This window comes from Pseudomonas sp. GL_091 (assembly GCF_057837725.1).
Map to the genome: position 1 here is coordinate 6918212 of NZ_CM174451.1, position 23965 is coordinate 6942176.

At 61.0% G+C, this 23965-nt stretch carries 25 protein-coding genes and 1 pseudogene; 8 read left to right on the top strand and 18 right to left on the bottom strand.

The window, feature by feature from the left end:
- Nucleotides 1-38 precede the first annotated feature (38 nt).
- Nucleotides 39-707, top strand: a complete 669-nt coding sequence (elbB, locus tag AC3ITY_RS31600; protein ID WP_103395889.1) for an isoprenoid biosynthesis glyoxalase ElbB — start codon at nt 39-41, stop codon at nt 705-707.
- A 122-nt stretch (nt 708-829) separates the two neighbouring features.
- Here the strand turns inward: elbB and AC3ITY_RS31605 are convergent, their stop codons facing one another.
- The 5 genes from AC3ITY_RS31605 to AC3ITY_RS31625 form a co-directional block, all read right to left on the bottom strand.
- The gene (locus tag AC3ITY_RS31605) at nt 830-1285 is read right to left on the bottom strand and encodes a YaiI/YqxD family protein (protein ID WP_489306780.1); all 456 of its coding nucleotides are present in this window, start codon (nt 1283-1285) and stop codon (nt 830-832) included.
- Between the two features lie 108 nt (nt 1286-1393).
- Nucleotides 1394-3292 (bottom strand): FTR1 family protein, encoded by a 1899-nt coding sequence (locus AC3ITY_RS31610; RefSeq protein ID WP_489306782.1) that lies wholly within the window; start codon nt 3290-3292, stop codon nt 1394-1396.
- A gap of 159 nt (nt 3293-3451) precedes the next feature.
- Entirely contained in the window at nt 3452-4084 is a 633-nt protein-coding gene (rhtB, locus tag AC3ITY_RS31615; protein WP_489306783.1) for a homoserine/homoserine lactone efflux protein, read from the bottom strand.
- 236 nt (nt 4085-4320) lie between these two features.
- Nucleotides 4321-4902: a mechanosensitive ion channel domain-containing protein gene (locus AC3ITY_RS31620; protein WP_489306785.1), complete on the bottom strand. Its 582-nt coding sequence runs from the start codon at nt 4900-4902 to the stop codon at nt 4321-4323.
- Nucleotides 4902-6812 carry an ATP-binding cassette domain-containing protein gene (locus tag AC3ITY_RS31625; RefSeq protein WP_489306786.1) on the bottom strand — a complete coding sequence of 637 codons (1911 nt, stop codon included), beginning with the start codon at nt 6810-6812 and terminating at the stop codon, nt 4902-4904. Before AC3ITY_RS31625 ends, AC3ITY_RS31620 begins: the two co-directional genes overlap by 1 nt.
- 50 nt (nt 6813-6862) lie before the next feature.
- Here AC3ITY_RS31625 and AC3ITY_RS31630 point away from each other — a divergent pair, with 50 nt between their 5' ends.
- Nucleotides 6863-7327 carry a TIGR02444 family protein gene (locus AC3ITY_RS31630; protein WP_489306787.1) on the top strand — a complete coding sequence of 155 codons (465 nt, stop codon included), beginning with the start codon at nt 6863-6865 and terminating at the stop codon, nt 7325-7327.
- On the opposite strand, the gene AC3ITY_RS31635 is transcribed toward AC3ITY_RS31630, so the two are convergent.
- Nucleotides 7324-8466, bottom strand: coding sequence for an AlgP family protein (locus AC3ITY_RS31635; RefSeq protein WP_489306788.1), 1143 nt, complete (start codon nt 8464-8466; stop codon nt 7324-7326). The two genes, AC3ITY_RS31630 and AC3ITY_RS31635, sit on opposite strands and share 4 nt — an antisense overlap.
- A gap of 192 nt (nt 8467-8658) precedes the next feature.
- On the opposite strand from AC3ITY_RS31635, the gene AC3ITY_RS31640 reads away from it, so the two are divergent.
- Nucleotides 8659-9324, top strand: a complete 666-nt coding sequence (locus AC3ITY_RS31640; protein WP_489306789.1) for an FKBP-type peptidyl-prolyl cis-trans isomerase — start codon at nt 8659-8661, stop codon at nt 9322-9324.
- Between the two features lie 60 nt (nt 9325-9384).
- Here AC3ITY_RS31640 and rsd read toward each other — a convergent pair whose 3' ends face one another.
- From rsd to AC3ITY_RS31680, 8 genes and pseudogenes are all read right to left on the bottom strand, one after another.
- Nucleotides 9385-9843 (bottom strand): sigma D regulator, encoded by a 459-nt coding sequence (gene rsd / locus AC3ITY_RS31645; protein ID WP_223455405.1) that lies wholly within the window; start codon nt 9841-9843, stop codon nt 9385-9387.
- 177 nt (nt 9844-10020) lie between these two features.
- Nucleotides 10021-10572, bottom strand: a complete 552-nt coding sequence (locus AC3ITY_RS31650) for a disulfide bond formation protein B (protein ID WP_489306790.1) — start codon at nt 10570-10572, stop codon at nt 10021-10023.
- Nucleotides 10573-10835: 263 nt separating this feature from the next.
- Nucleotides 10836-12074, bottom strand: coding sequence for a heme biosynthesis protein HemY (locus AC3ITY_RS31655; protein WP_489306792.1), 1239 nt, complete (start codon nt 12072-12074; stop codon nt 10836-10838).
- The gene (locus tag AC3ITY_RS31660) at nt 12071-13234 is read right to left on the bottom strand and encodes a uroporphyrinogen-III C-methyltransferase (RefSeq protein WP_489306793.1); all 1164 of its coding nucleotides are present in this window, start codon (nt 13232-13234) and stop codon (nt 12071-12073) included. The genes AC3ITY_RS31655 and AC3ITY_RS31660 overlap by 4 nt, the downstream gene beginning before the upstream one ends.
- 16 nt (nt 13235-13250) lie before the next feature.
- Nucleotides 13251-14018 (bottom strand): uroporphyrinogen-III synthase, encoded by a 768-nt coding sequence (locus AC3ITY_RS31665; RefSeq protein ID WP_489306794.1) that lies wholly within the window; start codon nt 14016-14018, stop codon nt 13251-13253.
- Nucleotides 14015-14956 carry a hydroxymethylbilane synthase gene (gene hemC / locus AC3ITY_RS31670; protein WP_489306796.1) on the bottom strand — a complete coding sequence of 314 codons (942 nt, stop codon included), beginning with the start codon at nt 14954-14956 and terminating at the stop codon, nt 14015-14017. The genes AC3ITY_RS31665 and hemC overlap by 4 nt, the downstream gene beginning before the upstream one ends.
- A gap of 138 nt (nt 14957-15094) precedes the next feature.
- Nucleotides 15095-15841: a LytR/AlgR family response regulator transcription factor gene (locus AC3ITY_RS31675; protein ID WP_150724927.1), complete on the bottom strand. Its 747-nt coding sequence runs from the start codon at nt 15839-15841 to the stop codon at nt 15095-15097.
- A pseudogene (locus AC3ITY_RS31680) lies at nt 15838-15960 on the bottom strand (sensor histidine kinase); the annotation flags it as partial. The pseudogene AC3ITY_RS31680 and the gene AC3ITY_RS31675, both read right to left, overlap by 4 nt.
- 343 nt (nt 15961-16303) lie before the next feature.
- Between AC3ITY_RS31680 and argH the strand changes: the two are divergent.
- Nucleotides 16304-17698, top strand: a complete 1395-nt coding sequence (gene argH / locus AC3ITY_RS31685; RefSeq protein ID WP_008001478.1) for an argininosuccinate lyase — start codon at nt 16304-16306, stop codon at nt 17696-17698.
- A 123-nt stretch (nt 17699-17821) separates the two neighbouring features.
- Here the strand turns inward: argH and AC3ITY_RS31690 are convergent, their stop codons facing one another.
- A complete protein-coding gene (locus AC3ITY_RS31690) occupies nt 17822-18481 on the bottom strand; it encodes a glutathione S-transferase (protein ID WP_489306798.1) in 660 nt (219 codons plus the stop codon).
- A gap of 124 nt (nt 18482-18605) precedes the next feature.
- Here AC3ITY_RS31690 and AC3ITY_RS31695 point away from each other — a divergent pair, with 124 nt between their 5' ends.
- From AC3ITY_RS31695 to AC3ITY_RS31705, 3 genes are all read left to right on the top strand, one after another.
- Nucleotides 18606-18890: a hypothetical protein gene (locus AC3ITY_RS31695; RefSeq protein ID WP_046039010.1), complete on the top strand. Its 285-nt coding sequence runs from the start codon at nt 18606-18608 to the stop codon at nt 18888-18890.
- Nucleotides 18891-19125: 235 nt separating this feature from the next.
- A complete protein-coding gene (locus tag AC3ITY_RS31700; RefSeq protein ID WP_489306800.1) occupies nt 19126-19371 on the top strand; it encodes a TIGR02647 family protein in 246 nt (81 codons plus the stop codon).
- Nucleotides 19372-19563: 192 nt separating this feature from the next.
- A complete protein-coding gene (locus AC3ITY_RS31705) occupies nt 19564-22407 on the top strand; it encodes a class I adenylate cyclase (protein WP_489306801.1) in 2844 nt (947 codons plus the stop codon).
- A gap of 7 nt (nt 22408-22414) precedes the next feature.
- Here AC3ITY_RS31705 and rnk read toward each other — a convergent pair whose 3' ends face one another.
- The 3 genes from rnk to cyaY form a co-directional block, all read right to left on the bottom strand.
- The gene (gene rnk / locus AC3ITY_RS31710) at nt 22415-22825 is read right to left on the bottom strand and encodes a nucleoside diphosphate kinase regulator (protein ID WP_008050852.1); all 411 of its coding nucleotides are present in this window, start codon (nt 22823-22825) and stop codon (nt 22415-22417) included.
- A gap of 203 nt (nt 22826-23028) precedes the next feature.
- Nucleotides 23029-23247, bottom strand: coding sequence for a DUF1289 domain-containing protein (locus AC3ITY_RS31715; RefSeq protein WP_489306803.1), 219 nt, complete (start codon nt 23245-23247; stop codon nt 23029-23031).
- A 4-nt stretch (nt 23248-23251) separates the two neighbouring features.
- Nucleotides 23252-23584, bottom strand: coding sequence for an iron donor protein CyaY (gene cyaY, locus AC3ITY_RS31720; RefSeq protein ID WP_150716245.1), 333 nt, complete (start codon nt 23582-23584; stop codon nt 23252-23254).
- A 199-nt stretch (nt 23585-23783) separates the two neighbouring features.
- Here cyaY and lptM point away from each other — a divergent pair, with 199 nt between their 5' ends.
- Complete coding sequence (lptM, locus tag AC3ITY_RS31725; protein WP_007992225.1) at nt 23784-23960, top strand: LPS translocon maturation chaperone LptM; 177 nt, start codon at nt 23784-23786, stop codon at nt 23958-23960.
- Nucleotides 23961-23965 lie beyond the last annotated feature (5 nt).

Genomic DNA, 23965 nt, shown 5'->3' on the forward strand with positions numbered 1-23965 from the left:
TAGTGGACATTTAACGCCATGAATCTGGAGAAAAGCCCATGAGCAAAAAAGTTGCAGTGATCCTTTCCGGTTGTGGCGTGTACGACGGCGCCGAGCTCCACGAGAGCGTCATCACCCTGCTGCGCCTGGACCAACGCGGTGCCCAGGTGCAGTGTTTCGCGCCGAACATCGCGCAGTTGCATGTGATTAACCACCTGACCGGCGAAGAAATGCCCGAATCGCGCAACGTGCTGGTGGAATCGGCGCGGATCGCCCGGGGCAACATCAAGGATATCCGTGACGCTAACGTCGATGAGTTCGATGCGCTGATCGTGCCCGGCGGCTTCGGCTCGGCCAAGAACCTGTCCAACTTTGCCATCGAAGGCGCCGGCTGCACCGTTCAACCGGATGTCCTGGCACTGACCGAAGCCTTTGCCGAGGCCGGCAAACCGGTGGGGTTGATGTGCATCTCCCCTGCCCTGGCGGCAAAGATCTATGGCCCTGGCGTGACTTGCACTATCGGCAACGATACCGACACCGCTGCCGCGATGAACAAGATGGGCGCCACCCACACCGATTGCGCGGTCAGTGACATCGTCGAGGACAAGGCACGCAAACTGGTGAGCACCCCGGCCTACATGCTGGCGCAATCGATCAGTGAAGCGGCGTCGGGGATCAACAAACTCGTGGACCGCGTGCTTGAACTGACCCACGAAAACGATGCCTGACACTGTTCAGGACTGTAGGAGCGAGCTTGCTCGCGAAAGACGTGAGAGCGCCGCGTTCATCCAGCCAGCACTCGTCATCGTTGACGTCCATCGTCGGAGCGCCGCCCGGAGCAAGCTCGCTCCTACAGTTTGCGGGCCAGCCGGGTGAGAATCCGGTCCAGCGCATTGGCGAACGCCTGCTTCTCACGGTCGCCAAACGGTGCGGGGCCACCACCCATTTGCCCCTGTTCACGCAAGTCAGTGAACAGGTTGCGAACCGCCAGTCTCTCGCCCATGTTCTGCACATCAAACTCCTTGCCCCGTGGGTCGAGCGCAGCCACGCCCTTCTTCACCAGACGATCGGCCAGCGGCACATCGCTGCAAATCACCAGCTCACCGGGCACCGCGTGTTCCACCAGGTAGTCATCGGCCGCATCCGGGCCGCTCGGCACCACGATCAGCTTGACCAGTGCCAGCCCCGGCTTGGTCTGCGGCTGCCCGGCCACCAGTACCACTTCGAACTGGCGCTTGAGGGCGAACTTCACCACCAGATCCTTGGCTGCCCGCGGACAGGCGTCGGCATCGATCCACACACGCATTGAATTTTCCTCTGTTGAAAAACAGCGCGGGCAAGCCCACTCCCACAAGTTAACGTTAAACCTGTGGGAGCGTGGCTTGCCCGCGAAAGTGAGCGAAGCGAATGCCGTTTAAGAAGCCTGCACCCGCTGCCTCTCAACCACCCGGCTACGACCGTACAACACGACAATCGCAATGATCGCCACTGCTTGGGCGCTCAACGAATACGCATCGGCATGGATCCCCAGCCATTCGAAGTCAAAGAACGGCACCGGCCGCGTGCCGAAAATCCCGGCTTCCTGCAGCGCTTTCACGCCATGCCCGGCAAACACCACCGACAAGGCGCACAAAAGACCGGCGTTGATGCTGAAGAACAGCGCCAGAGGCAACTTCGCCGAACCGCGCAAAATCACCCAGGCCAGGCCGACCAGCAGCACCAGCGCCGTGGCCCCACCGGCCAGCACCGCGTTGTGCCCCGCGGGACCGGCCTGCAACCACAGGGTTTCGTAGAACAGAATCACTTCGAACAGCTCGCGATACACCGAGAAGAACGCCAGGGTCGCAAAACCGAAACGCCCGCCGCCGCCCACCAGGCTGGTCTTGATGTAATCCTGCCAGGCCGCCGCGTGACGACGGTCATGCATCCACACGCCCAGCCACAGCACCATGACGCTGGCAAACAACGCCGTCGCGCCTTCGAGCAATTCGCGCTGCGAACCGCTGACATCAATCACATAGGCTGCCAGCGCCCAGGTGCCCAGCCCCGCCACAAACGCCAGACCCCAGCCGACGTTAACGCTGCGCACAGCCGCCTGTTGACCCGTGTTACGCAGGAAAGCAAGGATCGCCGCCAGCACCAGAATCGCTTCCAGACCTTCGCGCAGCAGAATCAGCAGGCCGGAAATGTAACTCAGCGACCAACTCAAACCGTCGTTGCCGAGCAGGCCGGCCGATCTCTTCAACTTGTCTTTGGCCAGGTCCAGGCGCTGCTCGACCTCGCCCACCGGCAGACCATCCTGCAACGACTGACGGTAGGCCATCAGGGATTTTTCAGTGTCTTTACGCACGTTGGCGTCAATGTTATCCAGCGAGCTCTCAACCAGCTCGAAGCCTTCCAGATACGCCGCTACGGATAAGTCATAAGCCTGATCATGCTCACTGGCACGATATGCCGCGATGCTCTTGTCCAGAGTGGCGGCGGTGTAGTCGAGCAATTGTGCCGGGCCACGCTTGACCTGCGGCGGTTGCGCCCGCTGGGCACGGAAGGTCGCGGCGGCTTGCGGGCCTTCGGCGGCCAGCACTTCGGCCGGGGTCTGACGAGCCAGGTCGGCGATGTTGTTGGTCTTTTCAGCCTTGGCCGTCGCCGGGTCAACACTGAAGCTGGCGATATAGGTGGCCAGGTCCCAACGCTGACGATCATCCAGTTGATCGGCAAAGGTCGGCATGTCAGTCCCTTCGACTCCCAGGCCCAGGGTGCTGTAGATCGCGTAGAGGCTCAGTCGATCCAGTCGTGTGGTGTCACGCAGATTGGATGGCGGTGGCGTCATGCCGACACCTGCCGGGCCGTCGCCGGCCCCTGTATCGCCATGGCAAACCGAGCAATGCTGAGCGTACAGCGGCGCGCCACGCACCGGGTTCGGCGTAATGACCGGGGCCTGGCTGACTTCATAGGCTACGGCCAGCTTCGCACCCAGTTGCCGGGCCTGGCGCGCGACGTCGGCACCGTCCTGACGGGCGCCGATGGAATTTCCCAACGCGGTCAGGCTTTGCTCCAGCGCGGCTTTTTCCGGCTTGGCCGGCATGGCTGCAATCAGACTTCCCAGCGTCTTGACCGATTCTTGCTGCGCGCGAAATCCGGCCTGGTCCGTGATACTGCCCGCCTGCACCGTGTCCGGGTAATCCGCGCCGATGTAATCGAGCAAGTGCAGCGCCTGTGGCGCACCTTCGGCGGGAGCGGCCAGCAGTTGAAAGCTGCACGCAGCCAACAGCGGCAGCAACAGCCAGGCCAGGAAACGGGAGGGGGCAATCATGAATGAATCTCAATTTGAAAAACGAAGTTACATATTGTTATCGCCCATCGGGTTTCGCTCAAGCTTTGTTGGGACTTCTTCGTAATTGCATCTGTTCGGGAGCTGCTCCCCAAACGAAAAAGGCGACCACGAGGGTCGCCTTTTTTGTAAGTCGCCGTTTTACACGGCGGCCCTGCGCAACGTCGCCATGAACGCCGCCGCCCCGATGAACAGCCCTGCAAAGGTTCGGTTCATGCGTTTTTGCTGTTTCGGTGTGCGCAACAGACGCAGCACTTTGGACGCCAGACCGGTGTAGCCGGCCATGACGATCAGGTCGACGCAGATCATGGTCACGCCGATCACCAGATACTGGATCAACAGCGGCGCATGCGGGTCGATGAACTGCGGCAACACCGCCAGCATGAACACCAGCGCCTTGGGGTTGCTGATGTTCACCAGAAAACCACGGAACACCAGGGCCATCGGCTTGCCGATCTGGCGCACTGCCGCGTCATCGCTCATATCGCTGGGCAGCGCACGCCATTGCTTGATCGCGAGGAAAACCAGATACGCCACGCCAAACCATTTGATTGCATAGAAGGCCGTGGCAGAAGCCGTGAGAATGGCACCGACACCGGCACCGACGATGGCGATCTGCAAAGCCAGGCCCAATTGCAGGCCCAGGGCGTTCCAGTAACCGCGCCAGAAACCGTATTGCAGGCCGCTGGACATCGACGCAATGGCGCCGGCACCGGGGGACAGGCTGATCACCCAGCAGGCGGCAAAAAACGCCAGCCATGTTTGAAGCTCCATTGCACACCTCGACTCAGACTCGTGACAGACGTCTAAGCTAATGCGGCATTGCTTGGATGACTACCGATTTTTTGCAGGATGTGTCGACGGCCGACCAGCGTTTACAGGGGCGGGCCCCTTCGCGAGCAGGCTCGGTCCCACATTGGCTCTCAGGCACTCACAAAATTTGTGTCCACTAAAGATCAACTGTGGGAGCGAGCCTGCTCGCGAAAGCAATCTGTCAGGCAACAGAAGGCTTACTTTTCAAACCCGCTGGAAGGAAACACATCCGTCCCGCGCCAGCGCCGCACCGAACGCTGGAAGAACAAACTGTTGGGCACTTGCACCATGGCGCTGCCAGTGCCGAGTTCTTCGGCCTCAATCAGCGTGGTGTACAGCAGGTTGATCGCCACCACCCGGCCTTTGACGCCAGGCTTGTCGGTGGTGTCCACCAACTCGACCACATCACCGAGGCGGAACGGGCCGACGGTAAAGATCAGAATCGCGCAGAGAAGATTGGAGAGCACGCTCCACATGGCGAAAAACGCCACCGCCGCGACCGCGACGAAACCGGACAACGCGGTCCAGAGCACCGTGGCCGAAACCCCGAGGCGCTCCAGCACGAAAATCAACGCACTGCCCATGATCAGCCAGCGCAGCCCCCCGCGCAGCGGCATCAGCAACTGCGGCGGAAACGGGTAGCGCTCACCGAGACGAGTCAGGCATTTGGCAACAAAGCGCTGGGCGATGTAACCGGCGAACAGGATCAGCAGGATTTGCACGCCGAGCCAGATCGGCTCGACCCACACCGCCGGCAGCGGCAGCTTGAAGGCGTCCATCAGGACAGTGCCTCCAGCTCCGCCTGCATGCCTTCCAGCATTTCCAGGGCTTCCATCCACGCTTCCTCCAGCTGCGCCTCACGCACCTTCAGCTTGGCCTGTTCGGCCAGCAGATCACGCAATTCGTTCTTGCGCGCCTGCTCGTAGATGTCGCTGTCGCCAAGGCTGGCATCGATCTTCGCCAGTTTTTCGTGGAGCTTGCCCAGCTCGGCTTCAAGCTTGTCAGCCTCGCGCTTGTGCGGTGCCAGTTGCTGGCGCAACGCAGCAGCCGCCTGACGCTGGGCTTTCTTGTCGGTCTTGTCCGGATTGACCGGCGTGTTGCTGACCGGGGCGTTGCGCTGGCGATACTCCACCAGCCAGCGGGTGTAGTCCTCCAGGTCGCCGTCGAACTCTTCGACTTTGCCGTCCGCCACCAGATAGAAGTTGTCGGTGGTGCTTTTGAGCAAGTGGCGATCGTGAGAGACCACCAGTACCGCACCACTGAATTCCTGCAGGGCCATGGTCAGCGCCAGGCGCATTTCCAGGTCCAGGTGGTTGGTCGGTTCGTCGAGCAGCAACAGGTTCGGTCGATCCCAGGCAATCAAGGCCAACGCCAGGCGCGCTTTCTCGCCACCGGAGAAATTCAGTACCGGCTCGTCGATTCGCGCGCCACGGAAGTCGAAACCGCCGAGGAAGTCGCGCAGGGTCTGCTCGCGCTCGGTCGGCGCCAGGCGCTGCAAGTGCAGCAACGGGCTGGCCTTGGAATCCAGCGAGTCCAGCTGATGCTGGGCGAAGTAACCAACGACGGTGTTCTCACCACGGGTCAAGCGCCCGGCCAATGGCGAGAGCTCGCCGGCAAGGTTCTTGATCAGGGTCGATTTACCGGCGCCGTTAGGTCCGAGCAGACCGATTCGCGCACCCGGGGTCAGTTGCAGCTTGACCTTCTCCAGCACGGCTTTGTCGCCGTAACCCAGGCGGGCATCGGACAGGTCGATCAGCGGGCTGGAAATTTTCTGCGATTCGCGAAAAACGAAATCGAATGGCGAGTCGACGTGGGCAGCGGTCAGCTCTTCCATCCGCTCCAGTGCCTTGATCCGGCTCTGGGCCTGGCGGGCCTTGGTGGCCTGGGCCTTGAAGCGGGCGATGTAGCTTTCCATGTGCGCACGTTGCACCTGCTGCTTCTCGTACGCCTGCTGTTGCTGGGCCAGGCGTTCGGCACGGGCGCGCTCGAAGGCACTGTAGCCACCGCGGTACAGGGTGATCTTGCGCTGATCGACGTGGGCCACGTGATCGACCACGGCATCGAGGAAGTCCCGGTCGTGGGAAATCAGCATCAAGGTGCCGGGATAACTTTTGAGCCACTCTTCGAGCCAGATGATGGCGTCGAGGTCGAGGTGGTTGGTCGGTTCGTCGAGCAGCAGCAGGTCCGATGGGCACATCAAGGCCTGCGCCAGGTTCAGACGCATCCGCCAGCCACCGGAGAAATCCCCGACCTGACGATCCATCTGCTCGTTGGTGAACCCAAGGCCGGCCAGCAACTTGCGCGCCCGGGCGTCGGCGGTGTAACCGTCGGCGCTGTCGAGTTCCGAGTGCAGGCGGGCCTGCGCGGCACCGTCATGGGCCGCTTCGGCTGCCGCCAGGTCGCGTTGCACCTGGCGCAGGCGCAGATCGCCATCGAGCACGTAGTCGACCGCCAGGCGTTCGAGGGTGTCGACCTCCTGGCGCATGTGGGCGATACGCCAGTCGGCCGGCAGGAAGCAATCACCCGAGTCAGGGTGCAGCTCGCCCCGAAGCAAGGCGAACAGGCTCGATTTGCCGGCGCCGTTGGCACCGATGAGGCCGGCTTTCTGGCCGGCGTGCAGCGTCAACTCGGCGTCTTCTAGCAGACGTTGCGGGCCACGCTGTAAAGTCAGGTTCTGAAGTCGAATCATAATGGCGGCGGAGTCTACCAGCTTCGCTCGCAACTGGCGCGAGTAGCACTATGTCCTCTGACCTGTGGAACTTTTCACTGACCACTTACGCCCGTCCGGGCGTTGAGCAGGCATGCCTGCAATTGCAGTCGGCGGGGGTCAATGTGTGCCTGTTACTGTGCGGTGCGTGGTTGGGACAACGAGGCGTGGCCTGCGATGAGCAGCGCTTGCAGCAACTACGCAGCGTGGCTGTCGCCTGGGACACCGATGTCGTGCGGCCGTTACGCGCCTTGCGCACACAGTGGAAAGCCGCGGCCACGGAAGACGCCGATTTGCATACCTTGCGTGAACAAGTAAAGGCACTGGAGCTGGAAGCCGAACGGCATCTGTTGTTGCGACTGGAGAGAGCGGCGCAGAGTTGGCCGCAAGATGCCGGGGCCGATCTATCGGCCTGGCTGGAAGGTGCGACGGCTGAGGCCGCCCACCTGCACCGCGACGCGCTGCATCAGCTGCGCGTCGCGGTAACCGGCACTTAGGAAGCGCTGGCTGGGGTGGTTACAACACTCGAAGTTACGGCAGGCGTTGGCGCTGGCGCGGCTGTCGAGGTAGTTGCTGTCGGAGCAGGTGCTGCTGGCGCAGCCGAAGCGACTGGCTTGGCAACTGGCGCGGTGGCTGGCTTGGCGGCAACCGGCTTTTTCACTGCAGGTTTGGCTGCAGGTTTGGCTGCTGGTTTTGCAGCAGGTTTTGCAGCAGCCGGTTTAGCGGCAACTGGCTTGGCAGCAACTGGCTTGGCGGCAACGGCTGGTTTCGCTGCGGCTGGTTTAGCAGCAGGTTTGGCAACCGCTTTTACAGCAGGTTTTGCCGCTGGCCTGGCTGCTGGTTTAGCTGCTGGTTTTGCAGCAACGGGTTTTGCAGCCGGCTTGGCAGCTGGTTTCGCCGCAGCGGTGCGGGCCGCTGGTTTAGCGGCTGGTTTTGCAGTCGGTTTAGCAGCCGGTTTAGCGGCGGCGGTTTTAGCCACGGCTGGTTTGGCAGCAGCGGCTCTTGCAGCGGCAGGTCGTGCGGCGGCTGGTTTGGCAGCCGTGGTTTTAGCCGCAGGCTTTGCAGCGCTGGCAGCAGCCGGTTTTCTCGCAGCAGGTTTGGCAGCAGGTTTGGCTGCGGCAGTTTTAGCGACTGGTTTGGCAGCGGCTGGCTTGGCAGCAGCAGGCTTGGCCGGTGCTTTTGCAGCAGCCGGTTTGGCAGCGGCTTTCTTCGCAGGTGCCGCAGCTGGCTTGGCCGCACGCAGGGACAACGCCTTGCTGACAGCCTCTTGTACACGACCGACGCCCTGGGCCAGTTTCAGGCTTTCCTGAGCATCGCGCTTGAGTTGCAGAATGTAGCCGCGGGTTTCCGATTGACGATCCTTGAGGGCATCGAGCAGCTCCTCAAGATCGGCCACTACGTCCTTGGCCTTGGCTTGTGCCTTGGCTTTTCCGGCCGCCGCAGCGTCCTGCAATTTGGTGCGGGATTTGTGCAGTTTTTCTTGCGCTTTTCCGCGCTGCTTTTCCAGTTTGGCGAGCAATTTTTCAGCATCAGCCAAGGCTTCGGAACAAGCGGTTTCCAGATGCTCGAGCAAGCTGCCCGAGAGTTGTTGGAGCAGGTGCAATGGAGTGTTGACTGGCTTCTTGGTGGCCGACATGGTTTACCTCCTGGCTGAAGTGAGTGCGGCTCATACTAGACCTCTGCTGCAACCGCCGCTAGGGCATGTTGACACTATCGAAAGCGCTGCGTTGCAAAGGATTGAAAAACTTCTGCCTCGGCGCAAAAGCAGTTCACCGTTGCGCGCATTCCCGCTGGCATAATCGCCCGCAATTCAGGTCGGAGAGTGCTCATGTCGCGCTACCTTTTTTTATCGCTGTGTGTGTGTTTTTCAGTGGCTCAAGCCGCTGCAACAACGCAGGAAAATGAAGACCACGATCTCGCTTACAGCCTGGGTGCAAGCCTTGGCGAACGCTTGCGCCAGGAGGCTCCCGACCTGCAACTCCAGGCACTGGTCGAAGGATTGCAGCAGGCCTATCAGGGCAAACCGCTGGCGCTGAAGGACGAGCAGATCCAGCAGATACTGACCGAGCATGAAGCTCGGATCGCCATGCAGTCAGCCGAGCCGCAAAGCGAAATGGCACTGGAAAAAGAACAACGCTTTCTCGCCACGGAGAAAGCCAGACCCGGCGTGCGCGAACTGGCTGATGGCGTGTTGCTGACCGAGTTGACGCCTGGCACTGGCGCCAAGGCCGGACCGAACGGCAAGGTGCAGGTGCTGTACATCGGTCGCTTGCCCGACGGCACGGTGTTCGATCAGAACAGTCAGCCACAATGGTTCAGTCTCGACAGCGTGATCGCCGGATGGCGTAGCGCACTGCAAAACATGCCGGTCGGGGCGAAGTGGCGACTGGTGATTCCATCGGCTCAGGCCTATGGCGCCGATGGTGCCGGTGACGTGATCGCACCATTCACTCCACTGGTGTTCGAAGTCGAACTGCGTGGTGCTACCGGTTGACGACGCAAACGAAAAACGGCGTGCCTTGGCACGCCGTTTCGGGATCTTGCAGGAAGTGCTTCAGGCCTGAACCGAATCGGTTTCCTTGTGGGCGGTGTGCAGCACTTCGATCAGGCAGTCTTCCAGCTCAAAGCGCTCATGCAACAGTCCGCCGAGCGTCTTGAACTCTTCGGCAACACACTTTCCTGCATCACACAGGTCATTGAACGCGAGTAGCTTTTCGGTGATGACGTCGATACGCGGGTAGATCGTCTCGGCGAGCTCCAGGCCACGCTGGTCGTTGAAGGCCTTGGCCTCCCCCGTCAGCTGCTCGTAGATCTCGAAGTGCCCGGCCGATACATAATCGACCAGCACGCCGCAGAATTCCTGCAAGGGCTTGCGGTTCTCACCCAGCGCCTCAGGCTTTGCGCCGAGAGCGTCATAGGCCCCGATCAGTTCGTGTCGTTCCTGCAACCAGCGATCGATCAGCAGGTGCACTCCGCCCCAGCGTTCCTGAGCATTCTGACAACTTTCGAGCATGGTGATCTCTCTTCCCTTGTGGGTCAGCTGCTCTATGCCCGCTCGCCTCTTGTAACGTCGGTGGGCGGTCAGGCAGAGCGTCATCGAGCAACATAATTCCAATGACACGTGCGGGCCAGATTATGCCCGCACGACACTGGCTTCAAGGTACGCAGGCGATAAAGTTCATACAAGTGTTTAATCGCCGGCAAAGGCCCGGTGCGACGACTCGCCGCTGAGTGGTCGCTGATAGCTGGTCCAGACCAGTCGCAACGACTGGTAAACGGCCAGAATCATCATTGCGACGAAGAACAGCAGGCTCCACTCTGTGAGACTCAGATCGAACAGCGTCCAGGAAATTTCCACACAATCGGCAGCCCCCTTGAACATTTGCTGTACGACCGATAGCCACGGAGAACTGGCCAACAGGTCCGCCAGACGGGTCGAGCACGCCGCTCCCTGTTCTGCCGGAAGGCTTTGCAGCAGGACCTGTCGCCACGCCGTGACAGTGCCAGCCAGACTGCAACAAAGACTGAGCAGCCAATACAGAACGTTGCCTATGCGACCGGGGCCATGGACCGAAGCCATCAGGCAGACACCGGTAAAGAGCGCCAGGCAAAACCGCTGCACAAGACACAAGCCGCAAGGCCGCAGGCCGACTGCATATTCCAGGTAGTAGGAAACACCCATCGCCAGGGCACCCCCAACGAAAGCCATGAAAAACAAGGAGCGTGAGCAGGCCAAAGACATGGCTTTTCCGTAAAAGTAGTGACAGACCATTACGGTAGAGGAAAGCGCGACGGCCTTTCAAGGCAAGTGCCCACAGAGACTTCAGCACAGGTGTAGGGAAATCCCGACGCAGGCGAGAGGATAAAATGTAGTCCTCTGTAGGACTTTGCCTGCGACGAAATTTTGCGACTGAATTTCAACCAATCAACGCACTGCGGCGAGGGCGATTGCTCACTCGCCGCAGGTCATCGCTCAGACGCCGGAACCTGGCGCCAGCGAATGGGTCAAGCGCGGACTGGCACTGGCAGAGGGGCCGCGAGCAAGCGTTCATCCAACAACCCCAGGCCTTCCTGAAACAGCTGGTTGCTGCGCTCGGTATCACCCATTTGCGCCAGCAAGCGTGCCAGTTCCGCACAGGCTTCCGGATTGCGTTGTACACGCAGGCTGCTTTCCAGATAGTCCCGGGCCTTGCCCCACAAACTGTTTTGCAGGCAAAGACGACCCAGTGTCAGCAGCAGGCCCGGATCGGCCGGATGGTCCTTGAGCCAGCCTTCGGCGGCCTGCAACTGGCGGGTCGGATCATTGCCGCGAACCAGTCCGTAGAGACGCGCCAGATGACTGTCGTAGCTGCGTTTGAGAGCGGTACGCAGCACTTCTTCGGCCTCGACCTGAGCCCCCAGTTGCCGCAGTTGTTCGGCATACGCGAGCACCAGTTGCGGCTCCTGACGCTGTGCCGAGGTCAGTTGTTGCCAGGCACGTTCGAGCGATTGCTGCCCCACCGTTCCGTCTTCTTCCCGTTGCGCCGCCAGAGACAGGTTCGCCCCCCAGGCCCGACGCTCCAGCTCGGCGAGTTCGGCCGCCGGCAGGATTTTGTCCTTGCGCAGCTCCGGCAGCAGGCGAATCACTGCCGACCAGTCACCACGCTGCTGAAGCAGGCGCTGCAACTGACGCAGGGTCTGTGCGTTATGAGGATGGCGTTCACGCATGGCTTGCAGGGTGGCCAGGGCGCCTTCGGTATCACCGCGATCGGTCTGCAACTGGGCGTGGCTCAAGGCGATCGCCAACTCGGCCTGAGGCTGACGCTCCAGGGCGCGCTCCAGCAAGTTGTCGCTTTCTTCGTAATTGCCTAGTTCGTTCGCGGCACGGGCGGCGCCGAGGTAGTAAAGCAGCGGCTGGCGCTCGGCTTCGGCAGCCCGATGCAAGTGGCGTTGCGCGCTGGCCCAGCGGCCCTCGGCCAAGTCCAGCTGACCATGCTCGATCGCCACCTGCACCCGACGGCTGCGGTTACGCCGAGACCACGGATTGACCACGCCACTGGAAGCCATCACCAGTTCGACCAGCGACTTGATGCCCCAGAACACCAGCCAGAGCACAGCCACCAGCGCCAAAGTAGCCCACAGGCTCGACTCATAGCGGAAGGTCTTGTAGGCAATCAGCACGTAACCGGAATGTTCGGCAATCGCCAGCCCCAGCGCAGCGGCAGCGGCGATCACGAGGAACACGATCACATAGAGGCGTCTCATGGCGTGGCCTCCGGCGCGGTGTTCACGGCAGGCCTGGCCATTGGCTTGACCGAATCCTCGGCGTTGACGTTGCGTCGTTCCAGATACCCCTGCACCGCGCTCAGGGTACCGGTCATGTCCGGTGTGACTACAGTGACAGGTTGCTTGCTCAACTCGGACACCTGCTCAAGCATGACTTTGCTTTGTGCGTTGTCCGGATTGAAGTTGCCCTTGAGGATATCCCGCGCTTCGTCCAGCACCTGGGAGTAAACCGCCGCCTGGCCATTGAGTGCGGCCCACTGCGCTTGCTCCAGCGCCAGGCTCAGGGCCAGGCGTACCTGACTCAGGCTCTGGCCGGCCAGCAATGGGCGAACGTTTTTGTCGGCACTGAAATCGATGCGGATGTAGCGGGAAATCTGATCCCACCACTGCGCCCAGCGGCTGGCACCGTCGCCATCGGCGGTCAGGCCCAGCAACGAATCGCCACGGTCCTTGTACTCCGGCGCCAGCTCGGTGAGGCTGGCCACTTGATCACGCAGCGCGCCCAGACGCAGAAACAGCCCGGTGCGATCCGGTTGTTCGGTGCTGCGCAAGGCGATCAGGGTCTTGGCCACCTGCTCGCGAGCGGCAAAAGAGCCCGGGTCGTTCTGCTCGCGCAGTATCTCGTCGGCACCCTGGACCAGTGCCTGGGCGCTGCTGATGTCCTGCAAGGCGGACAGTCGCAGGCTGGCCAGACGCAGCAGGTGCTCGGCCTCGGCCAGACGCCAGTCCTTGCGACTGGCGCCGAGTATGGTTTCCAGCCGCTGGTTCAACCGCTGCTGATCACCTTGCAGCTGAATAACCAGACGGCTGCGTGCTTCCAGTTCATCGGCGGGAGGTAATTGCGCCAGGCGTGCGCTCAGGCGCTCCTCATTGAGCTTGAGGTTTTGCGCCTGGTCATTCAGCGCCTGCACCTGGCTCAGTTGCTGCTGATTATTGGCTTGCAGGTGACGCACCTGCCAGACACCCCAACCGCCCACCGCGACACCGGCCGCACCCAACAGCAGCGCGATGATTGCCAGACCATTGCCTCGACGCTGCTCGGTAGCAGGTGGCGGAGGCGGCAGTTCATCAACAGGAGCATCAACAGGTGCATCAAGCACAGGTCGCACGTCATCTTTAGGCAAGGCTGTTTCGCTCACGTATCCATCCTTTGCATCAGAAAACGGGTACGGGATGCTCCCGTAACGCCGTCAGCAAGGCCGCGGCACTGGCGCCACGACAATCCACAACTGTTTTGGCCCCGGCGGCACGCGCCATTTCGGCAACCCTGGGGCTCGGTACAAACAACGGCAACTCCGCCAACTGCGGCCAGGCATCGCCGGCCAGTTGATGCAGGTGCTCAAAACCTTGTCCACTGCTGACCACCAGCCCGTTCAGGCGTTCCGCCCGGATCCGTTGCGGCAGCAGTGTCGGCGGGTAAATCGGCAATGCCCGGCGGTACAGCTCCAGATACTCGACACTAGCACCAAGCTCACGCAAACGCTCAGCCAGCAACTCGCGCCCGCCCTCCCCGCGCAGGATCAGCACTCGCGCATCGGGTTGTGCGATAGCCTCGCGCAGTCGGGAAAGTTCGAGCAAGGCTTCACTGTCATCGCCCTCTGCCGGGAAGCTCACGTCCAGCCCGTGATCCTCGAGGATCTGCGCAGTCGCCGCGCCGACGCTGAACCACTTCACACCAGGCGGTGACGACCAATATCGCTCCAGCAGTTCGACGCCGATCCGGGCGGCCGGCTTGCTGACCACGATGACGGCGCAGAACTGATCCAGCGCCTGAATCACCTGGCGCATTGTGTCAGTGGCCGCAATGGGCATGATGTCCAAAAGCGGCAGACTGTTACTGAATATCCCCTGCTCGGCCAAAAGGCTGCTCAGCGCCTCCGCTTCTTCGGCGGGACGCGTCAGCAGCAAGCGCCAGCCGATCACTCGTGACCAGCCTCGCCATAGACCGCTTTGAGGATGGCGTCGGCACCCTGGCTGAGCAGATCTTCGGCGACTCGCACTCCCAGCGCCTCGGCGTCGCCGCGAGGAGCGCGGGCTTGTGCACTGAGCAGCAGGCCACCGGCTGGATCGCCCACCAATCCGCGCAACCAGACCTGCTCGCCTTCCAGCACGGCGTAGCACGCAATCGGCACCTGGCAGCCGCCATTAAGGTGCTTGTTGAGGGCTCGTTCGGCGGTCACGCGGGTGGCGGTGTCCTGGTGATGCAGGGGTGCCAGCAACGCATGGATTTCACTGTCGGCACTACGGCATTCGATACCCACCGCGCCCTGGCCACCGGCCGGAAGGCTGTCGTCGACGCTGATGGCCGAGGTGATGCGATCTTCAAAGCCCAGGCGGATCAGACCGGCAGCGGCGAGGATGATGGCGTCGTATTCGCCGGCATCGAGCTTGGCCAGGCGAGTGTTGACGTTGCCGCGCAGGAAGCGGATTTCCAGGTCCGGGCGATGGGTCAGCAATTGAGCCTGGCGGCGCAGGCTGGAGGTGCCGACGATGCTGCCCTGGGGCAACTCATCAAGGCTGGCGTAGGTGTTGGAAACGAAGGCATCGCGCGGGTCTTCCCGCTCGCAGATGCAGAACAGACCGAGGCCTTCGGGGAAGTCCATCGGCACGTCCTTCATGGAGTGCACGGCGATGTCGGCTTCATTTTCCAGCAGCGCGGTTTCAAGCTCCTTGACGAACAGGCCCTTGCCGCCGATTTTCGACAGCGGTGAGTCAAGCAGCTTGTCACCACGGCTGACCATGGGGACGAGAGTCACCAGCAGGCCCGGATGAGCTGCTTCAAGACGGGCTTTGACGTATTCGGCCTGCCACAGGGCGAGAGCGCTTTTGCGGGTGGCGATGCGGATCTGACGAGAGGACATGGATCAATCCGTACTGAATAGATACGGCAGATAATAACAGCTCAGCCAAATCCACTTTGACTTGTATCAGATACTACTCGGCCTCCCTGGCCCCGGATGTCCGGCAATCGGGTGTGAAATTCGCCTGCGAACAGCTGTTTAAAGCTGTTGCATCATTTTGCGTACCCCAGCCACATGACGCCGGCTGACGATCAGCGCATCACCGTTGAGACCTTTGAGGAACAGCTGAAAATGCCCCAGGGGTGTGCGTTGCAATCGCTCGATACGCTCGCGGGCGACCAGTGCATTGCGATGGATACGCACGAAACGGTCACCGAATTCGTCTTCGAGGGCCTTGAGCGGCTCATCGAGCAGCACTTCGCCGCTTTCGTGGCGCAAGGTCACGTATTTGTGGTCGGCAATGAAATAAACCACCTGATCCAGTGGAATCAGCTCGATCCCTTTACGGGTTCGGGCGCTGATATGGCTGCGTGGGCCGTTGCCGCTTTCGGCAGCAGGGCGGGTCAGGGCGGCGAGCTGGGCACGATTGGGGCGCTCGGCTCTCTTTAATGCGTCATGTAATTGTTCAGTTCTCACAGGTTTCACCAGATAGCCTACGGCGCTGGCCTGTAAGGCTTCCACGGCAAATTCATCGGGCCCGGCGCAGAACACCACGGCGGGCGGAGTTTCGCGTTCGCACAACCGCGCAGCCACTTGCAGGCCATCCAGGCCTGGCATGCGGATATCGAGCAGCACGATATCCGGCTTGTGGCTGTCAATCAGTGCCAACGCCTCTTCGCCATTCGTGGCACTAGGCTCCAGGACACTGTATCCCTCGAGTTCGCCAACCATTCGGCTCAGGCGCTCGCGGACCAAGGGTTCGTCATCAACGATCAGGACATTCATATTGCGCTGGATTCCTGCGTGAGTCTCGCACAAGGATAGCGTAGACAGGTGAAGTGACGTCCGTCACCGCGATCCACGCTAAGACTAGCGCGAGCGTCAAAAAGTGCCGCTGGTCCGGCGGCTAAATTTTCATCTGCCGGGCGATTGGCGGTCCAGGTCCGCATTGGCGACACATCGCCACAGGGTTTGCTGATACGCAATATGAACACCCCACTCTTCTTATAGCCAGCGGCTGCACCGAGAAGTGCGCTGATCCTACTGTCCAACTGTAGACGGTTGCCGGGACGATATAGCTCAATTGGAAAATATCGTTCGGCAAAAATACGCGGGTCTTACCCGGGCCCGGGCTCTTCCCCCCCCAAAAAAACGTATCGACCAGTGTCAGCGACAGGATTGGCAACCCTGTTATTATCCGCGCCAGCGTTCCACGCCTTCTTACCTCAAGCCGATACGAGCGAATTCATGAGCACTGACAAGACCAATCAGTCCTGGGGCGGCCGCTTCAGTGAACCCGTCGACGCCTTCGTCGCCCGCTTCACCGCCTCCGTCACCTTCGACCAGCGCCTGTATCGCCACGACATCATGGGCTCGATCGCCCATGCCACCATGCTGGCCAAGGTCGGCGTGCTGACCGATGCCGAGCGCGACAGCATCATCGATGGCCTGAACACCATCCAGGGCGAAATCGAGGCCGGCCAGTTCGACTGGCGCATCGACCTCGAAGACGTACACATGAACATCGAGGCACGCCTGACCGACCGCATCGGCGTGACCGGTAAAAAACTGCACACCGGCCGCAGCCGTAACGATCAGGTCGCCACCGACATCCGTCTGTGGCTGCGTGACGAGATCGATCTGATCCTGGCCGAAATCACCCGCCTGCAAAAAGGCCTGCTGGAGCAGGCCGAGCGCGAAGCCGCCAGCATCATGCCGGGGTTCACCCACCTGCAGACCGCACAGCCGGTGACGTTCGGGCACCACATGCTGGCCTGGTTCGAAATGCTCAGCCGCGACTACGAACGCCTGGTCGACTGCCGCAAGCGCACCAACCGCATGCCGCTGGGCAGCGCGGCGCTGGCCGGCACCACCTACCCGATCGATCGCGAATACACCGCCCAACTTCTGGGTTTCGACGCGGTTGGCGGCAATTCGCTGGACAACGTCTCCGATCGTGATTTCGCCATCGAATTCTGCTCGGCCGCCAGCATCGCGATGATGCACCTGTCACGCTTCTCCGAAGAGCTGGTGCTGTGGACCAGCGCGCAGTTCCAGTTCATCGATCTGCCGGACCGTTTCTGCACCGGCAGCTCGATCATGCCGCAAAAGAAAAACCCGGACGTACCGGAGCTCGTGCGTGGCAAAACCGGTCGCGTGTTCGGCGCGCTGATGGGCCTGTTGACCCTGATGAAAGGCCAGCCTCTGGCCTACAACAAGGACAACCAGGAAGACAAGGAACCGCTGTTCGACGCCGCCGATACCCTGCGCGACTCGCTGCGGGCCTTTGCCGACATGGTTCCGGCGATCAAGCCCAAGCACGCGATGATGCGCGAAGCGGCCCTGCGCGGTTTCTCCACCGCCACCGACCTGGCCGACTACCTGGTGCGTCGCGGCCTGCCATTTCGTGATTGCCACGAAATCGTTGGCCATGCCGTGAAGTATGGCGTGGACAGCGGCAAGGACCTGGCGGAAATGAGCCTGGAAGAACTGCGCAAGTTCAGCGACCAGATTGATCAGGACGTGTTCGCCGTGCTGACCCTCGAAGGCTCGGTCAATGCCCGCAACCACATCGGCGGCACCGCGCCGGCGCAGGTGAAGGCTGCCGTGGCTCGCGGTCAGGCGTTGCTTGCCAGCCGCTAAAAGCTAAAAGCATCGCGAGCAGGCTCGCTCCCACATTGGATAGTGTTCGCACATCTAACCCTGTGGGAGCGAGCCGGCTCCGGGCGGCGTTCCGACGATGACTGACTTCAGAACACCACAGAACTACTTCTTGGCCGCGACCATCGCCATAAACGCCGGCATCGCTGCCTCTCTGTCCGCCGCAATTCGCTGAACGTTGGGGTTCTGTCCCAGACGCTCCAGCAACGCCTTGGCCGCCGGCATTTCTGCCAGCAGATCAATCCCGAACACCTTCTGCCCGACCGCACTGGCCAGTGAAACGCTGTACTGGAAGTACAGGTCGGCAATGCTCAAGCTTTCTCCAGCCACATAAGGGGCGAATTTGCCGTGCCTGGCCAGGGAGGCAAACCCCAGTAGCAACTCAGCCTTGCTCTTTTCCTTAATCGCCTCCGGCACCGTCATGCCAAAAAATGCTTCCGGGAAGCAGGCACGCGCCGGCAGTTCGATGTACAGCTCGATTTCCTTGGCCAACGCCAACACCTGCGCGCGCTCGAACGGCTCACTCGACAACAGCGGCTTGCCCTTTTGGGCTTGTTCGATGTACTCGAGAATCACACTGGTTTCGTTAATGTAGCCCTGCTCGACGCCCAGCACCGGGACCTTGCCCCGCGGGCTGATCGCCAATGACTCCGGGGTCTGGGTCGGGACGAACATGACCTCCTCGAACGGCAGGCCTTTTTCCAGCAACGCCAGTTTGACCATGTTGTAGTAGTTGCTGACACAAAATCCATAAAGTTTAAACATCACAAAGCCTCCAGGCCGTGCGGGGTGGGCGGTGTCTGTTTATAGAACGCTCAAGGCGTTCCTGCCAGCAGCAACATGCAGATGAATGCAGGTAAACTGGCCGCCTTTCCCTGAGGAGCCTGCCATGAGCGAGCCAACCGATATCGACAACGACGAAGAAGAGTTCGCCGAAAGTACCCTGATCCAGGCCATCGAAAACCAGATCGAAAGCGACAACCCGCCAGCGGCCAAGGCGACGTTCAACAAGCTGACACTGGTGGGTTACGAGCGGGAAGAAATCCTCAACCTGATGGCTCACGTTTTGGCGGTGGAAATCGACGCGATCCTCGAAGAAGACCGCGCGTTCAACACCGAATGGTACGAAGCTGCGCTGCGCGCATTGCCCGAGTTGCCGCCGGAAAAGCAGTAAGCCCTGCCCTTTCCCTGTAGGAGCAGCCGGTCGACGCTCGATCGCTCGCGAAAAAACCAAGAGCGCCGCGGGGCATCAGGTTTCCAGCGTCATCGTTGACGACCTTCGCGAGCAATCGAGCGTCGACTGGCTGCTCCTACAGAGAAAAAACCCTGTCGCGAGCACTGGACATGCCGGACAAGCGGGTTCACCTTAGGGGCGCTGTCGTCCAATTCCTAGAAAGTCTGGAGTCCTTATGTCGCTTACCCCTGATTTGGTTGCCGAACTGGAAATCCTCGCACTCTTCAACCTGGACAGTTCCCAGGAAGGTTTGAAAATTCATCAGACCGCTGCCCCGAAAGCCATTGCCGCTGCCAAACGCCTATTTGAAAAAGATCTGATCGACCAGCCTGATGGCGGCTATCTGACCAGCCTGGGTCGTGACGCCGCGCAAAATGTGCAAACCGTGCTCACCATTCTGAGAGCCGAAGAAACAGCCTGAATTCCCCCGCATCGCCCACGGAAACCCCTACTGAAGGATTTCCGCGGGCGCATTTCGATGCCCGCTGTAGCCGCGCGATAGAAATCTGACGCCAGAAATACAAAATCAGCTTAAAAGTCCCGTGACCCAGGCGCTAAACTGCCCCTCACCTGAGCACCCACGTCCGAGCCCTGCGAGCCGGTTTGAGCTGACATGACGCGCACCCATGAAATCCGCCCTGATCTGGACGAGGGAATCGACCGCAAGGTTCTCAGCCAACTGCGCGCACGCTTTCTGAAGCTCAACGAAGGACGCATGGCTCGCGCCATGGAAGGGTTGTCGACCCGCCAGCAAGGGGTCCTGACCTTGCTGCCGCTGTTTTTCCACGTTAATCATCCGCTGTTGCCGGGCTACGTTTCCGGCAGTACGCCGGCCGGGCTGTCGAATTTCGAGCCGGATGCCAATGTCCTTGCTGAAGCCCAGCGCCTGACCCGCTCGTTTTCCTACAAACCGCGCCACGGCAGCAACCCGCCGAGGCCGATTCATGGTCTGTTTCTGATGGGCAGCCTCGGCACCCTGGCGCAGGCCGACCAGAGCGACATGGATGTGTGGGTCTGCCATGGGCCGGACCTGACCGAGAACGAACTCGCCGAGCTGCGCAAAAAATGCCAGTTGCTGGAAGCCTGGGCCGCCAGCCAGGGCGCCGAAGCGCATTTTTTCCTGATCGACCCGAGCCGTTTCGTCCGTGGCGAGCGCGATACCCAGCTGAGTTCGGAGGATTGCGGCACCACCCAGCACTACCTGTTGCTGGACGAGTTTTACCGCACCGCAATCTGGCTGGCCGGGCGTACGCCGATCTGGTGGCTGGTGCCGGTCTACGAAGAGTCGAGCTACGACCGTTACACCCATACCTTGATTTCCAAACGCTTCATCCGCGCCGATGAAACCCTCGACCTCGGCAACCTGGCCTACATTCCGCCCGGCGAATTTATCGGTGCCGGGCTCTGGCAGTTGTACAAGGGCATCGAGTCGCCCTACAAATCGGTTCTCAAGCTGCTGCTGACAGAGGTTTACGCCAGTGAACATCCCAGGGTCCATTGCCTGAGCCTGCGCTTCAAGCAAGCGGTGTTCGCCAACCGGCTCGACCTCGACGAACTGGATCCGTACGTCGTGGTGTACCGGCGCATCGAGGAATACCTGATCGCCCGCAACGAACCGGAACGCCTGGAACTGGTACGTCGCTCGTTGTACCTGAAGGTCAATCGCAAACTCACCGGCAACAGCCGCACCCAGAGCTGGCAGCGCTCTTTACTCGAACGCCTGGCCCATGAATGGCACTGGGACCAGCGCCAACTGGCCCTGCTCGACAGTCGCAGCCAGTGGAAAGTCCGCCAGGTCAGCTCCGAGCGGCGGGCACTGGTCAACGAGCTGAACTACAGCTACCGCTTCCTCACCCAGTTTGCCCGTCACGAACAAACGGTCAGCCGCATCAACAAGCGCGACCTGAGCGTCCTCGGCCGTCGCCTGTACGCCGCTTTCGAGCGCAAGTCCGGTAAAGTCGAATTCATCAACCCCGGCATCGCCCCGGACCTGGCTGAAGACACCCTGATGCTGGTGCACGCACCGAACAAGAAAGAACCGGGGCAAGGCCAGTGGGGTTTGTACAACGGCAGCCTGACGGCGCTGGAGTGGGAGCATTTCGCGCCGATCAAACGCAGTCGCCACTTGCTCGAGCTGCTGACCTGGTGCCACCGCAATGGCGTGATCGACAGCAGTACCCGCCTGGCCTTGCACCCCGGCACCAGCGACTTGAGCGAATTCGAACTGTTCAACTTGCTCGGCAGCCTGCAACAGACCATCGCCCTGCCCTTGCCCACCGTCGCCGAAGAACCTCTGTTGCGTGCCAGCGTGCCGAGTGAAGTGCTGATCCTGGTGAATGTCGGCATCGATCCGCTCAAGCATCATCGCGACCTGAACATCCTCATGACCACCGAACGCACCGATTCCCTGAGCTACGCCGGCGTCCGGGAAAATCTGGTGCTGACCCTGGACCAGGTCACGCTCAATAGCTGGAACGAAGTGCTGGTCGGCCGCTACGACGGCCCCCACGCCCTGCTCGACTGTATCCGCGACCACCTCAACAACCTGCCGGCGGGACCACAACAGCCGAAGCTGAGGGTGCGTTGCTTCTGCCATAACCGCGCGCAGTTCATTGCCCAACGGGTCGAGGAAATCCTCGATACCGCGCAGAACCTGCTGCTGAGCCGGCTCAATCATCGCTACCTGATCCAGGTCCAGCAGCACTACCACGTGCTGGAGTTGGTGCCGGGCCAGGTCCAGCACATCGCGCTGGCGACTTTGCCGGCGTTGATCAATTACCTGGGCGAGGAAATGGCCAGCTACAGCCCGCTTCACCTGGACCCAAAGGCACTGGAAGAGCACGACCTCGCGCTGTTCCTGCCAACGGGCCAGCCGGACTGCATTCAAGTGTTCTATCGGGTCAACGAAGATCAGGCTGAGCTTTACGTGCTCGATGAGTTCAATGCCTTGTGGCAGCAACGCCTGCCCTGGCACGATGAGCAAAGCCTGCTGGTGCCGCTGCAGCGTTTCCTGCAATCGCTCCAGTACCGTCGCGATGCCCTGTTGCCAATGGACGCGGCCCACCCCTTGAACCTCGACACCCTGTATTGCCAGTTGTTGCCATCAGGCCCTGGCCGGGCGCGCCGCATCGAAGCCCGGCCGGCACCGCAGACGCCGGTGAACAAGCCGTTCTACGACGTGCAGGCGATCGTCGGCAAAGCCGCACCGGGTCAGGAGCAGGTGACGCTGTATTGCAATCAACGGGAGTTTTCCGAGCTGGAGCATGGCGACCAGTTGTTCAGCGTGGTCGCCCGGGAAATCGTCGGGCAACGCCGGGAAACCGAACGCTACCGCTGCTACATCACCGACCTCGACCTGTCAGGTCTGCTCGGTGAAGGACAGAGTTCCACCCATCTGTACCTGCGCTACAAGGCTGACCTGGAGCACGCATTGAACGACGCGCTCGATCAGGTCTGAGGGGATGTCACTCGGGGAACGCGCCGCCATTGGCCGGCTGCGATTCGACTTCCAGCAGCGTCAGCTTCAGGGTCTTGCCGCCCGGAGCCGGCCAATCGATATGCTGGCCAACCTTCAGGCCGAGCAGCGCGCTGCCCACCGGCGCCAGGATCGAGACCTTGCCTTCGTCGGCGTTCGCATCCTTGGGGTACACCAGGGTCAGGTGGTAGTCCTTGCCACTGCCTTCTTCGCGGCAATGCACACGGGAATTCATGGTCACGACATCCGCCGGCACTTCATCGTGGCCGACCAGGGTATCGGCGCGATCCAGTTCGGTTTGCAACGCAATAACGCCCGGCAGCGTGTCGTCCAGGCTGTCGATCAGACGCTCCAGACGCTGGACGTCCAGACGGGTAAGGGTGATGGAAGGTGCGGTCATGATCTGGGCAGACTCCTTTCTTCTGCACGAAAAAAGCAAAACCCCGCCAGAAAAAGGCGGGGTTTTCATAAGCCTCGGTGGGTGGAGGCGTTTCCGGACACTATCACAGCTCAAAAAATATACAAGTCATGGCCAAACCGACGCTATGGACTTGTAGAGTACTCCTGTGGCGAGGGGGCTTGTCGGATCGCCACAATGACTCGCTAGGCTGAAGCTTTGCGGTGGGCAGCCTCGGCGCAAATGACGCGCCGACGCTGATCGTCGGCCGAACGCCACTCACGAATATCTTCGACATGGCGAAAGCAGCCCAGACAGACTTTCTGCTCATCCAGCCGGCAAACTCCGCTGCACGGCGACGGCACCGCCGGGCTGACATTGCTGTAGAGCGGCTTGGGCGCACGGACAGGCGCAGGCTGGGTCACGATCTCACAGTCCTTCGAAATCGAGCTCGACACCGGCCTGTTGCTGGACGATACGCTCGAGCATTTCACCCAACTGCTCTTCGCTCTTGTCGCACATCCAGCGCTCGCTTTCTTCGTCGTAGTCGAAGTGGAAACCACCGGACACCGCCGCCAGCCACAGCTGACGCAGCGGCTCCTGGCGACTGAAGATCAACTGGCTGCCGCTCTCGAACTTGACGGTCAGCACACCGGCCGAGCTTTCGAGGTCGATATCCAGGTCGCTGTCGTCAAAGATGTCCTCCAGGGTTTGCTGGGTGGCATCGACCAGGTCGTGGAAACGCGCTTCGGACAAACTCATTACGGCAACCTCAAAAAGTGTCTGATCAGGCTCAAGGGCCGCAAGATACGACCGAGCCCCGTCGATTGCAAAGAATAACGACCTGTGGGTTCGATGTGCTTGCGGCCAAGCCCCGCCGGACGGGCGGTCCGCTGCATAGGCAAGCTGCCGGGTGGCCGGTATACTCCGGCGCAATTAATGCATTTTCAAGGATTTCGCCATGAAGCGCCTGATCTCCTCCCTCGCTGCGCTCCTCGCGGTTGCCTGCCTTGTGTCGGCCTGCGGTCAAAAAGGCCCGCTGTACCTGCCCGATGAAGACCAGGACCCTGCCGAACAAGCCAAGTCGTCGCAGCAGCAGCCTGCCTCCAAAGCACACAAGCACGACGTCTACCAATAATAAGG

Excerpts from the sequence above, each read along its gene's own strand:
- elbB (WP_103395889.1), top strand. The coding sequence starts at position 39 with ATGAGCAAAAAAGTTGCAGTGATCCTTTCCGGTTGTGGCGTGTACGAC.
- AC3ITY_RS31605 (WP_489306780.1), bottom strand. The coding sequence starts at position 1,285 with ATGCGTGTGTGGATCGATGCCGACGCCTGTCCGCGGGCAGCCAAGGAT.
- AC3ITY_RS31610 (WP_489306782.1), bottom strand. The coding sequence starts at position 3,292 with ATGATTGCCCCCTCCCGTTTCCTGGCCTGGCTGTTGCTGCCGCTGTTG.
- rhtB (WP_489306783.1), bottom strand. The coding sequence starts at position 4,084 with ATGGAGCTTCAAACATGGCTGGCGTTTTTTGCCGCCTGCTGGGTGATC.
- AC3ITY_RS31620 (WP_489306785.1), bottom strand. The coding sequence starts at position 4,902 with ATGGACGCCTTCAAGCTGCCGCTGCCGGCGGTGTGGGTCGAGCCGATC.
- AC3ITY_RS31625 (WP_489306786.1), bottom strand. The coding sequence starts at position 6,812 with ATGATTCGACTTCAGAACCTGACTTTACAGCGTGGCCCGCAACGTCTG.
- AC3ITY_RS31630 (WP_489306787.1), top strand. The coding sequence starts at position 6,863 with ATGTCCTCTGACCTGTGGAACTTTTCACTGACCACTTACGCCCGTCCG.
- AC3ITY_RS31635 (WP_489306788.1), bottom strand. The coding sequence starts at position 8,466 with ATGTCGGCCACCAAGAAGCCAGTCAACACTCCATTGCACCTGCTCCAA.
- AC3ITY_RS31640 (WP_489306789.1), top strand. The coding sequence starts at position 8,659 with ATGTCGCGCTACCTTTTTTTATCGCTGTGTGTGTGTTTTTCAGTGGCT.
- rsd (WP_223455405.1), bottom strand. The coding sequence starts at position 9,843 with ATGCTCGAAAGTTGTCAGAATGCTCAGGAACGCTGGGGCGGAGTGCAC.
- AC3ITY_RS31650 (WP_489306790.1), bottom strand. The coding sequence starts at position 10,572 with ATGTCTTTGGCCTGCTCACGCTCCTTGTTTTTCATGGCTTTCGTTGGG.
- AC3ITY_RS31655 (WP_489306792.1), bottom strand. The coding sequence starts at position 12,074 with ATGAGACGCCTCTATGTGATCGTGTTCCTCGTGATCGCCGCTGCCGCT.
- hemC (WP_489306796.1), bottom strand. The coding sequence starts at position 14,956 with ATGTCCTCTCGTCAGATCCGCATCGCCACCCGCAAAAGCGCTCTCGCC.
- AC3ITY_RS31675 (WP_150724927.1), bottom strand. The coding sequence starts at position 15,841 with ATGAATGTCCTGATCGTTGATGACGAACCCTTGGTCCGCGAGCGCCTG.
- argH (WP_008001478.1), top strand. The coding sequence starts at position 16,304 with ATGAGCACTGACAAGACCAATCAGTCCTGGGGCGGCCGCTTCAGTGAA.
- AC3ITY_RS31690 (WP_489306798.1), bottom strand. The coding sequence starts at position 18,481 with ATGTTTAAACTTTATGGATTTTGTGTCAGCAACTACTACAACATGGTC.
- AC3ITY_RS31695 (WP_046039010.1), top strand. The coding sequence starts at position 18,606 with ATGAGCGAGCCAACCGATATCGACAACGACGAAGAAGAGTTCGCCGAA.
- AC3ITY_RS31700 (WP_489306800.1), top strand. The coding sequence starts at position 19,126 with ATGTCGCTTACCCCTGATTTGGTTGCCGAACTGGAAATCCTCGCACTC.
- AC3ITY_RS31705 (WP_489306801.1), top strand. The coding sequence starts at position 19,564 with ATGACGCGCACCCATGAAATCCGCCCTGATCTGGACGAGGGAATCGAC.
- rnk (WP_008050852.1), bottom strand. The coding sequence starts at position 22,825 with ATGACCGCACCTTCCATCACCCTTACCCGTCTGGACGTCCAGCGTCTG.
- cyaY (WP_150716245.1), bottom strand. The coding sequence starts at position 23,584 with ATGAGTTTGTCCGAAGCGCGTTTCCACGACCTGGTCGATGCCACCCAG.
- lptM (WP_007992225.1), top strand. The coding sequence starts at position 23,784 with ATGAAGCGCCTGATCTCCTCCCTCGCTGCGCTCCTCGCGGTTGCCTGC.